Consider the following 10,374-nt stretch of genomic DNA (forward strand, 5'->3'; position numbering starts at 1 on the left):
AGAAGATCACCCCGGCCATGAGCCAGACCGAGCAAGAGGCCATCAATGCCGGCACCGTATGGTGGGACAAGGATCTCTTTTCCGGCAAGCCTGACTGGAAAAGGCTGCTGGCCTTTCCTGACCCTAAGCTGTCGGCCGAAGAGCAGGCGTTTATCGATGGCCCGACAGAAGCGTTGTGCCGCATGGTTGACGACTGGAAGATCACCCATGAACTGAAAGACCTGCCACCAGAGGTATGGCAGTTCATCAAGGACCAGGGTTTCCTCGGCATGATCGTCAAAAAGAAATATGGCGGTCTGGAGTTTTCCAACTACGCACACGCCAAGGTTGTCACCAAGATCGCAACCCGTGGCGGTACAGCAGCAGTATCGGTGATGGTGCCCAACTCTTTGGGGCCGGGCGAGCTATTGCAGCATTACGGTACCGATGCGCAAAAAGATTACTATCTGCCGCGTCTGGCCAAGGGGCTGGAAGTGCCGTGTTTCGCCCTGACCAGCCCTTCGGCAGGTTCGGACGCGGGTTCCATTCCAGACTTCGGCATTGTCTGTCGCGGCGCCTACACCGACCCGCGTTCGGGTGAGCATTTCGAGAATGTGCTGGGTATCCGTGTCAGCTGGGAAAAGCGCTGGATCACGCTGGCGCCGGTTGCGACGATTTTGGGTCTGGCATTCAAGATGTATGACCCGGATCACCTGATTGGCGATAAGGAAGAGCTGGGCATTACCTGCGCGCTGGTGCCGACCGAACATGCGGGCGTTGAAATCGGCCGTCGCCACTATCCGGGTGGTGCCGCCTTTATGAATGGCCCGACCTCGGGTCGCGACGTATTCATTCCGATGGACTGGATCATCGGTGGGCAAGCCAATGCAGGCAAAGGCTGGCGCATGCTGGTCGAGTGCCTGTCGGTTGGGCGCTGTATCTCGCTGCCGGCCATGTCGGTTGCCACCGGTAAATTCACCAGCTTCGCCACCGGAGCCTTTGCCCGTGTGCGCGATCAGTTTGGTCTGCCTATCGGCAAGTTCGAGGGGGTGGATGAGGCGATGGCACGTATCGGCGGCCACACCTATCAGATGGAGGCGGCGCAGAATCTGGCGCTGGTCGGTCTGGACATCGGCGAAAAGCCCTCGGTGCTGTCGGCTGTGCTGAAATATCACAATACCGAACGTATGCGCAAGTGCCTGAACGATGCCATGGATGTGCATGGCGGCAAGGCCGTGGTATTGGGGCCGCGCAACTATCTGGGCCGCGCTTATCAGGCGATTCCTATCGGTATCACGGTTGAGGGCGCCAATATTCTGACCCGCTCGATGATCATTTATGGTCAGGGTGCGATCCGTTGCCATCCGTTTGTGTTGCGCGAAATGAAGTCGGCAATGGCGAATGATGTGGTCGAGTTTGATCTGGCCATCACCGGTCACATTAATTTTGTAATCAGCAATATCTTCCGCTCGTTGTGGCTGGGCCTGTCTGGTGCCCGTTTTGCCGGCAGCCCGAAAAGCGGAGCGACGGCGGCTTATTACCGGCAACTGACGCGTTACTCGAGCGCATTTGCGCTGTTGTCCGATATGGCGATGTTCAGCCTTGGCGGCACACTCAAATTCCGCGAAAAGCTGTCGGCGCGTCTGGGCGATATGTTGTCGGGCCTCTATATCGCATCGGCTTCGCTCAAGCACTTTGAAGATCAGGGGGCGCAAAAGGACGACCTGCCGCTGATGCACTATGCCGTGCAAAGTGCGATTGTCGATGTGCAGCAGGCGATGGACGGCTTCCTGTGCAATCTGCCTAGCAAACCGCTGGCATGGGTGCTGCGCAAGGTGATTTTCCCGTGGGGCATGCGTGCCAAGCCGGCCAGTGACCGTACCGGCACCCAGATTGCCCGCCTGTTGATGACGCCCGGTGCTGCGCGTGACCGCCTGGTCCATGGCGTATTCAAGCCGCAGGATGAAGCGGATGCAGTCGGTGTGCTCGAGCCTGCCATGCTGGCCGTGATTGCGACCGAACCGTTTGAAGCCCGGCTCAAGAAACTGGCGCGCGACGGCAAGTTCACCACCATCACCGCCCGCGAGCGTCTGGATGAGGCGCTGGCCAAGGCATTTGTAACGCAGGAAGAGTTTGATGCCATCCTCCGCGCCCGCCGTCTCAAGCGTGAGGTGATCATGGTTGATGACTTCGATATGACGATGCGCCAACACGATGAGCAGATGCTGACGCGCGTTATTTTCTGATTATTCTTGTCTAGGGGCTGTATTTAGCCCGATAAAACCCCGGGTGTCGCAAGCGGACATCCGGGGTTTTTCATGGCTAAAAAATTACAGGCCGCCTGCGATCAGGTCTTCGCGGGTTAGCAGGAAGACAAAGCCGTCGCCACCGCTGGTTTCCAGCCACACAAATGGCAGCTGCGGATAGGCCGCTTCCAGGACATCGCGGTTGTGGCCGATTTCCACCAGCAGCACACCCTTTGGGTTGAGCAGGGCACTGGCGTCGCTGAGAATCACGCGGGTGGCATCCAGCCCATCCGGTCCCGAGCCCAGCGCCAGTTCGGGCTCATGCAGATATTCTTCCGGCAGTTCTTCTACCGATTCGGCATCGACATAAGGCGGGTTGGAGATGATCAGATCGTAAGTCTCTTCCAGGCCTTCGGTCATATCGGTGTGGATCAGCTTGATGCGATCGTCCAGACCGTAGGTTTCCACATTGATGGCGGCAACCTCCAGTGCGTCCAGCGAGATATCGACCGCATCGACTTCGGCCGCCGGATAGTGGAGGGCCAACTGGATGGCGAGGCAGCCGGAGCCGGTGCACAGATCCAGTGCCCTGTGAACCAGCTCGGGGTGTTCTATCCATGGCGCCAGCGGCTCGCCCAGCAGCTCGTAAATAAAGGAGCGTGGCACCAGTACGCGCTCGTCGACATAAAAATTGAATTCGCCCTGCCAGGCTTCATGCGTCAGGTAAGCCGCCGGTACGCGCTCGATGGCACGGCGCGCGATGACGTCCACCACCGCCTGCACTTCGCTGGGCAAGAGCCGCGCATCGAGGTAAGGGTCCAGCGTGTCGATAGGCAGCTTGAGGGTGGAGAGAATCAGATAGGCCGCTTCATCGTGGGCATTGCTGCTGCCGTGTCCATAAGTCAGTTCGGCTTCATTGAAGCGGGAAACGGCAAAGCGCAACAGGTCGCGGGTGGTCAGTAGTGTGCTGGCAGCTTGTGTATACATATGAGTGTTCCGGGTAACGCAATAGGGAAGGGCGTGCTCGCGCACGCCCTGTCATTAAAGCGGGTAAAAATCAGAATGGCAGCTCGGCATCGGTTACCGCTTGCAAGGTGCGGCGGAAGTCGGCCTTGATGCGCTCCAGTGCTTCTAGTGTGTCCGCTTCAAAGCGCAGCACGATCACCGGTGTCGTGTTGGAAGCACGGGCGAGGCCAAAACCGTCGGTGTACTCGACGCGCAGCCCGTCGATGGTGATGATCTCTTCGGCCCCTTCAAAACGGGCAGTTTCCTGCAGCTTGGCAATCAGTACGTGGTTTTCACCTTCGTGCGCCAGCTTGATATTCAGCTCGGGCGTAGAGACGGCATTGGGTAGTGCATTCAGCAGCTCGCTGGCATTCTCTACCCGTGACAGAATTTCCAGCAGGCGGGCACCGGCATACAAGCCGTCATCGAAACCATACCAGCGCTCCTTGAAGAAGACATGGCCGCTCATCTCGCCTGCCATCAGCGCGCCGGTTTCCTTGATCTTGGCTTTGATAAAGCTGTGGCCGGTACGCGCCATCACCGGAATGCCGCCATGGTCGCGTATCCACGGAGCGAGCAAGCGGGTGGACTTGACGTCGTAAATGACTTTGGCGCCGGGGTTGCGCGCCAGTACATCGGCCGCAAACAGCATCAGCTGGCGATCCGGCCAGATGATGGTTCCATCCTTGGTAACGACGCCCAGACGGTCACCGTCGCCATCGAAGGCGAGACCGATTTCGGCATCGGTTTTTTCCAGTGCCGTGACGACATCGGCGAGGTTTTCCGGTTTGGCCGGGTCCGGGTGATGGTTGGGGAAGGTGCCGTCTACTTCGCAGAACAGTTCGCGCACTTTGCAACCCAGACGACGGTACAGCGTAGGCGCGAAGGCACCGGCGACGCCGTTGCCGCAATCGATCACGATATTCATCGCGCGCTCAAGCTTGATGTCGCCGGTGATGCGTTCAAGATAAGCGGCGACGATGTCGTGCTCGCGATAACTGCCTTCACCGCTCGCAAGGTCTTTGGCTACGATGCGCTGATACAGGGCCTGAATGGCGTCGCCGGACAGAGTGTCGCCGGCCATCATCATTTTGAAACCGTTGTACTCGGGCGGATTATGGCTGCCGGTCACCATGACGCCGGACAAGGTGCCAAGCTCGTAAGCCGCGAAGTAAAGCATGGGGGTAGCCACCATGCCGATATCGATCACATCCACACCGGCAGCACGGATGCCCGAGGCTATAGCCCCCGCCAGATCCGGGCCGGACAGGCGCCCATCACGGCCAATGACCATGGCCTTGACATTGTGCTCGCGTGCGAGCGAGCCCAGTGCCTGACCGATCAGTTGCGCCGTCTCTTGGGTGAGGGTTTTACCTACTACACCGCGAATATCGTAGGCTTTGAAAATATCCTTGGAAAGCTTGCTCATGCCGGGCTCTTTCAGGCAAGGATGCCGCTTTTGGCGGCAATCCGGAGGTTAGTTGGCTAATTTTGTGCTCAATTGTACCAGTTCGTTCAATTTCTCTCGCGCCTTGCCACTATCTATCGCCGCTTGCGCCGAGGCGATGCCTTCGGCTAGCGATCCGGCAATGCCCGCACAGTAAATGGCTGCACCGGCATTCAGCAGCACAATATTGCGCGCAGGCCCGGCTTGGCCATCAAGCACCGCCAGCAAGCACATTCTGGATTGCTGGGCTGTCTCGGCGCGTATGCTGGCCGGATCGATCAAATCAAAGCCGTAATCGCGCGGGTCGATTTCGTATTCTTCGATATGGCCATTTTTCAATTCGGCGACCCGGGTCGTGTCCGTCAGGGTGATTTCATCGAGTCCGTCACGGCCATGCACCACCATCACATGGCGGCTGCCCAATTGCTGTAGTACCCGTGCCTGAATGCCGACCAGATCGGGGTGGAATACGCCCATCAGCTGATTATCGGCACCGGCTGGATTGGTCAGCGGCCCCAGAATATTGAAAATAGTGCGTACGCCCAGTTCTTTACGGATCGGGGCGACATGGCGCATGGCAGCGTGGTGGTTGGGGGCAAACATAAAGCCCAGACCGATTTCGTCTATGCACTGCGCAACGGCCGCAGCATCCAGTTGCAGGCTGACCCCCAGTGCTTCCAGTACATCGGCGCTACCCGAACTGGAGCTCACCGAGCGCCCGCCATGCTTGGCTACGCGTGCGCCGGCCGCGGCGGCGACAAAAGCCGCCGTAGTGGAAATATTGAACGTATGCGACTTGTCGCCGCCGGTGCCGCAGGTGTCCACCAGAAATTGCCGCTTCTGTACCGGCACCTGCGTCGCAAATTCACGCATCACCGTGGCGGCGGCCGCGATTTCCGATACGTTCTCGACCTTGACCCTGAGTCCGATCAGGATGGCGGCCGTCAGAGCCGGCGATATTTCACCGCGCATGATCTGGCGCATCAGATCCAGCATTTCGTCGTAGAACAATTCGTTCTGGTCTATCAGGCGGTTAAGTGCAGCTTGCGCGGTAATCATGACGGTTACTCCTTATTATTATGCTGTTGCGCGCGCGGATGTGGGCCTGCTGCGCTTAAGCGAATTCCTTGAGGAAGTTGTCCAGCATCCGGTGGCCGTGCTGGGTCAGAATGGCCTCGGGGTGAAATTGCACACCTTCTATCGCTAAGGTCTTGTGGCGCACGCCCATGATTTCACCGTCGGCCGTCCATGCCGTTACCTCCAGACAATCGGGCAGCGATTCACGCTCGATCACTAGTGAATGGTAACGGGTGCAGACCACCGGGTCAGGCAGGCCGCGGAACATGCCGGTATCGTTGTGGTATACATCCGACACTTTGCCGTGCATCAGTGCTTTGGCGTGCACAATACGCCCGCCAAAAGCCTGGCCTATGCTCTGGTGGCCCAGGCAGACACCCATAATCGGCAACTTCCCGGCAAAGTGATGGATGGCCTCGACCGAAATGCCCGCCTCGTTGGGGGAACAAGGGCCGGGGGAAATCACCAGAAACTGCGGATTTAGTGCTTCTATCTGTGGCAGCGTGATTTCGTCATTGCGAAAGATCTTTACCTCCTGCCCCAGTTCGCCAAAATATTGCACCAGGTTGTAGGTAAAAGAGTCGTAGTTGTCGATCATTAAAATCATGTAATACCTTTAAGCCTTGCTGCAGGTGACGGCATGCCTGCATGAGGGCAAGCCCTGTCTTGATATGTCGATAAATAGTAGCGTTACTATACCCTGTCAGTATTCTGATGTCCTTCGGGGCGTGGGGCTGGCTTTTCATTTTTATGCTTTTAAAAATCAGCGCTGCGCGGTGTCTTACTGTCTTTGCCCACGAAAAACCCCGCCTCATGGGCGGGGTGATGTTTCTTTGATGACGGGCATCGTTCTTGGCTGGCATCCCGTCACTTGACGATGTCAGCAGTCCTTCGCTTCGACGGTACGCCCGGGCAGCAGCACATTCAGGCTGAGCGCGATCAGGGCGCTTACGGTAATGCCGGAGCCGAAAATTTCGCGCACATAGGCGGGGAGCTTGCCCAGTACCTCAGGCCGTACGGTCACCGCCATGCCGCAGCCTATCGCAACCGCGATAATCACGCCGTTGCGACGGCTGGATTCAACCTGGCCCAGCATCTGTACGCCAGCCACGATAATCATCGCAAACATCATCAGACCCGCGCCACCGAGTACGGGGAGCGGAATGGTCACAATCAGGGCACCAAATACCGGGAATAGCCCGGCCAGCATCAGCAAGAGGCCGGCCAATGCCACGACATAGCGGCTGGCTACGCCGGTGAGCGATACGACGCCGATGTTCTGGGCAAACGAGGAAAACGGGGTCGTCGACATCATGGCGGCAACCGCCGAGCCCATGCCGTCACACAAAATCCCTGCCGACATCTGCTTGCCGCTGACTTTGGTTTGTGTGGCCTGACCTAGCGCGAGGAAGTTGCCGGTAGACTCGACGATGGTCACCAGATAGGCAATAGACATGCCGATAATCCCCGAAATAGGGAAGCTCATGCCGAAATGCAGGGGTTGGGGGATGGCAAAAACGCTGGCCTGTGCCACCGGTGCAAAGTCGATACGGCCGAGTGCCAGACACAGCAGATAGCCCACGCCCATGCCGATCACAATGGCGGCAGCCGAGATAATGCCGCGCCCGAACTGAACCAGTACGATGACCAGTACCAAAACAAACAGGGCAATGCCCAGATGCTCGGGATTGGCGTAGTCCGGCGCGCCGGGTTGGCCACCGGCAAACCAGTCAACAGCAACCGGAATCAGCGATAAACCGATCATGGACACGACGGTGCCTGTCACGACGGGGGGGAATAGCTTGCGTATCTGCGGCATGAAATAGCTGCCGATGATCATGACCAGCGACGCCACCAGTGATGAACCCATAATGCCGGCGACGCCATGCTCAAAACCGATGGCAATCGCTGCCGCGACAAAGGTAAAACTTGTGCCCATGACGCAGGGCAGGCGGATGCCGATGGGGCCAACGCCACGGCATTGGATCATGGTGACCGCGCCGGATACCAAAAGCGCGGCATTAACCAATGCCACCATGTCTTGAGGGGGGAGTTGCAGAACACCGCCAACAACCAGCGGAACGGCAATAATTCCCCCTAGCGCCGCAAGCAGGTGCTGCATGGCCAACAGCAATGAAGTGGCCAGTGGCGGCCTGTCTTCTACCTGATATAACAACTTTTCCATGCTTGATATCCTTGCGACGATGGGTGGCTTAACCGGTAGCGGTTACGCGCTAAAGTCGCGCATGATTATCAAATTACATAACCATGTCAATGCTGATTTGTCGTTTATGGTCCTTGCCCATGGCAAGGCGATGCTGATGCGCCTGAAACCGGAGGCTGACTTGAGGGGGGGCGGGCGCAAATAGATGTGGTTACTGTTTTCGGTCGGATGTCCGCGCAAGGCACGCGGTTGTTATTATTTATCGCTGTATTTTTGATGCGCCCGCGGATGTGCCTTGTCGTATACCTCTGCCAGATGCTGAAAATCCAGCGTGGTATAAATCTGCGTACTGGACAGATTGGCATGCCCCAGCATTTCCTGTACCGCGCGCAAGTCGCCTGACGACTGCAATACATGGCTGGCAAACGAATGACGCAGCATGTGCGGGTGCACCCGTCTGTCCATGCCCGCCTGTACCGCCCACGCGGCAAGGCGGTTTTGCACCTGGCGCGCGCCCAGACGCCGGCCGTTCAGGCCAACAAACAGGGCTGTTGCCATCGTCAGGCCCGCGCGCAGATCCAGCCAGATACGCAGGGCGCTGGCTGCCTGCGTACCCACTTGGCACAATCTGCTTTTACTGCCTTTGCCCAATACCCGGACCTGCGCTTCGCTCAGGTTTAAATCGTTGATGTCCAGTGCGCACAATTCGGCCAGCCGCAGTCCACCCGAGTAAAGCAGTTCGAACATGGCGTGGTCACGGGCAATCAGGCGCTCGTCACCTGTAGACGGCTGCTGCTCCATGAGCCGCATGGTCTTGTCGACCGGTAAAGCCTTGGGCAGGCGTTTGGATGACTTGGGCGCTTTCAGTCCCAGACAGATGCTGTCGCTGATGGCTTCAGTTTGACTTAATAGTCCGAAAAATCGCCGCCAGGCCGACAAGGTGCGGGCGAGTGATTTGCCATTCAAACCGCGTGCGGCGAGGCGTGAAAGTTCACGCGACAGTTGTTCGCGCGTCAAGCCGGCCGGGTGCAAATCCGGGTAGGCCTGCCGCAGAATGGCGAGGTCACGCTGGTAGGCGACCCGCGTGTGCGGGCTTAGGCCTTCCAGCTGCAATTGCGCGATAAAGGCCTCTTCTGCGGCTGGCCAGTCCATCTCAGGCACCACGTCGCAGACGCGCCATCTGCATCAAACGCTCAAACAATTGCATATCCTGCTCGCTCTTGAGCAGGGCGCCTGCCATTGGCGGCAGTGCTTGTGCGGCATGCTGGGCATGCAAAGTCGCGGCAGAGACCGATTCGGCGGCCAGTAGACGGATCCAGTCTAGCAGTTCGGAAGTCGACGGTTTTTTCTTGAGCCCGGGCAATTCGCGTACCGAGAAAAATACGGCCATGGCTTCCTGCACCAGTTGCTGCTGTAGATGCGGGTAGTGCACATCGATGATGGCCTGCATCGTGTCGCGCTCGGGAAAACGGATGTAGTGGAAGAAGCAGCGGCGTAAAAATGCATCCGGCAGCTCTTTCTCGTTGTTGGAGGTAATCAGGATGATGGGACGGTGGCGTGCACGAACGAATTCTTGCGTCTCGTGGACAAAAAACTCCATCTGGTCGAGTTCGCGCAATAGGTCATTGGGGAATTCGATATCCGCCTTGTCGATTTCATCGATCAGCAAGACCGGCGCCACATCGGCATCAAATGCCTGCCACAGTTTGCCCTTGATAATGTAGTTGCGGATGTCGCTGACCCGGGCATCGCCCAGCTGCGAGTCGCGCAGTCGCGAAACGGCATCATATTCATACAGGCCATGCTGTGCCTTGGTCGTCGACTTGATGGGCCAGACTATAAGCTCCCGCCCCAGACTTTTGGCGACCTGTTCGGCCAGCATGGTTTTACCGGTGCCGGGCTCGCCCTTGATCAGCAGGGGGCGCTCCAGTGTAATGGCGGCATTGACCGCCATCATCAGGTCGTCGGTGGCAATGTAATCGCTGGTGCCTGCAAAGCGTGGTTTCATCCCGTGGTTTCCTTTTGTTGTTTTAATAATGGAAGAGCCGCCCTGAGGCGGCTCTAAGGCTGGGCGCGGCTTGAGTCTAGCGGCGTACCAGTTCGGCCTCGACATCGTCTAGCGAAATGCGCCAGGCGCCCATCATGTAGCGCAAGAGCGCCATCTCGGCATCATTGATGATGCCGTCAGACTTGCATACGTCGATAGCCAGAGTGGTGGTCAGCAGCCGTTTTTGCCGGTCGGTGACGGTGGAAAAATAATCGTCCAGCCTGTCCTTGTCGAACATGCTGATCAAGCCATCATCACAGGCTTCATCCGAGATCTCGTCGCACAACTGGCTCAGGGTCGCCACAAAGCGTTTGCGCGAAAGCCCTAGCAGGGAATAGACGTGCAGGTTTTCCAGCGCATCAAGTTCCCTTTCATCCATATTGCCATCGGTAATCATGAACATGGCGAG

10 protein-coding genes are annotated in these 10,374 nt (G+C 57.8%); 2 read left to right on the plus strand and 8 right to left on the minus strand.

Features of this window, described 5'->3' with window-relative positions; all coding sequences use genetic code 11:
* A partial coding sequence (locus ACRC1E_RS10295) for an acyl-CoA dehydrogenase (protein ID WP_438515005.1) occupies window positions 1–2,225 on the plus strand: 2,225 nt, incomplete at its 5' end.
* An 84-nt stretch (window positions 2,226–2,309) separates the two neighbouring features.
* Here ACRC1E_RS10295 and prmB read toward each other — a convergent pair.
* The 5 genes from prmB to ACRC1E_RS10320 form a co-directional block, all read right to left on the minus strand.
* Window positions 2,310–3,212, minus strand: coding sequence for a 50S ribosomal protein L3 N(5)-glutamine methyltransferase (gene prmB, locus ACRC1E_RS10300; RefSeq protein ID WP_438515006.1), 903 nt, complete (start codon window positions 3,210–3,212; stop codon window positions 2,310–2,312).
* 70 nt (window positions 3,213–3,282) lie between these two features.
* Window positions 3,283–4,659, minus strand: a complete 1,377-nt coding sequence (locus ACRC1E_RS10305; RefSeq protein ID WP_438515007.1) for a phosphomannomutase/phosphoglucomutase — start codon at window positions 4,657–4,659, stop codon at window positions 3,283–3,285.
* Window positions 4,660–4,707: 48 nt separating this feature from the next.
* Window positions 4,708–5,736, minus strand: coding sequence for an anthranilate phosphoribosyltransferase (gene trpD / locus ACRC1E_RS10310; RefSeq protein ID WP_438515008.1), 1,029 nt, complete (start codon window positions 5,734–5,736; stop codon window positions 4,708–4,710).
* Between the two features lie 55 nt (window positions 5,737–5,791).
* On the minus strand, window positions 5,792–6,361 hold the full coding sequence (locus ACRC1E_RS10315) for an aminodeoxychorismate/anthranilate synthase component II (RefSeq protein WP_438515009.1): 570 nt from the start codon (window positions 6,359–6,361) through the stop codon (window positions 5,792–5,794).
* Window positions 6,362–6,634: 273 nt separating this feature from the next.
* Window positions 6,635–7,939, minus strand: a complete 1,305-nt coding sequence (locus ACRC1E_RS10320) for a nucleobase:cation symporter-2 family protein (protein ID WP_438515010.1) — start codon at window positions 7,937–7,939, stop codon at window positions 6,635–6,637.
* Here ACRC1E_RS10320 and ACRC1E_RS10325 point away from each other — a divergent pair.
* Window positions 7,938–8,123, plus strand: coding sequence for a hypothetical protein (locus ACRC1E_RS10325; protein ID WP_438515011.1), 186 nt, complete (start codon window positions 7,938–7,940; stop codon window positions 8,121–8,123). The genes ACRC1E_RS10320 and ACRC1E_RS10325 overlap by 2 nt on opposite strands.
* 50 nt (window positions 8,124–8,173) lie before the next feature.
* On the opposite strand, the gene ACRC1E_RS10330 is transcribed toward ACRC1E_RS10325, so the two are convergent.
* The 3 genes from ACRC1E_RS10330 to ACRC1E_RS10340 all read right to left on the minus strand — a co-directional run.
* On the minus strand, window positions 8,174–9,070 hold the full coding sequence (locus ACRC1E_RS10330) for a tyrosine recombinase XerC (RefSeq protein WP_438515012.1): 897 nt from the start codon (window positions 9,068–9,070) through the stop codon (window positions 8,174–8,176).
* A gap of 1 nt (window position 9,071) precedes the next feature.
* On the minus strand, window positions 9,072–9,926 hold the full coding sequence (locus ACRC1E_RS10335; protein ID WP_438515013.1) for an AAA family ATPase: 855 nt from the start codon (window positions 9,924–9,926) through the stop codon (window positions 9,072–9,074).
* Between the two features lie 76 nt (window positions 9,927–10,002).
* The coding region (locus ACRC1E_RS10340; RefSeq protein ID WP_438515014.1) for a hypothetical protein at window positions 10,003–10,374 on the minus strand (372 nt) is incomplete at its 5' end.

The organism is Craterilacuibacter sp., assembly GCF_051659485.1.
Taxonomy (GTDB): domain Bacteria; phylum Pseudomonadota; class Gammaproteobacteria; order Burkholderiales; family Chromobacteriaceae; genus Craterilacuibacter.

What these genes read in the sequence shown, in the direction of transcription:
- ACRC1E_RS10305 (WP_438515007.1), bottom strand. Translation starts at nt 4,659, where the DNA reads ATGAGCAAGCTTTCCAAGGATATTTTCAAAGCCTACGATATTCGCGGT.
- ACRC1E_RS10315 (WP_438515009.1), bottom strand. Translation starts at nt 6,361, where the DNA reads ATGATTTTAATGATCGACAACTACGACTCTTTTACCTACAACCTGGTG.
- ACRC1E_RS10330 (WP_438515012.1), bottom strand. Translation starts at nt 9,070, where the DNA reads ATGGACTGGCCAGCCGCAGAAGAGGCCTTTATCGCGCAATTGCAGCTG.
- trpD (WP_438515008.1), bottom strand. Translation starts at nt 5,736, where the DNA reads ATGATTACCGCGCAAGCTGCACTTAACCGCCTGATAGACCAGAACGAA.
- ACRC1E_RS10335 (WP_438515013.1), bottom strand. Translation starts at nt 9,926, where the DNA reads ATGAAACCACGCTTTGCAGGCACCAGCGATTACATTGCCACCGACGAC.
- ACRC1E_RS10320 (WP_438515010.1), bottom strand. Translation starts at nt 7,939, where the DNA reads ATGGAAAAGTTGTTATATCAGGTAGAAGACAGGCCGCCACTGGCCACT.
- prmB (WP_438515006.1), bottom strand. Translation starts at nt 3,212, where the DNA reads ATGTATACACAAGCTGCCAGCACACTACTGACCACCCGCGACCTGTTG.
- ACRC1E_RS10325 (WP_438515011.1), top strand. Translation starts at nt 7,938, where the DNA reads ATGCTTGATATCCTTGCGACGATGGGTGGCTTAACCGGTAGCGGTTAC.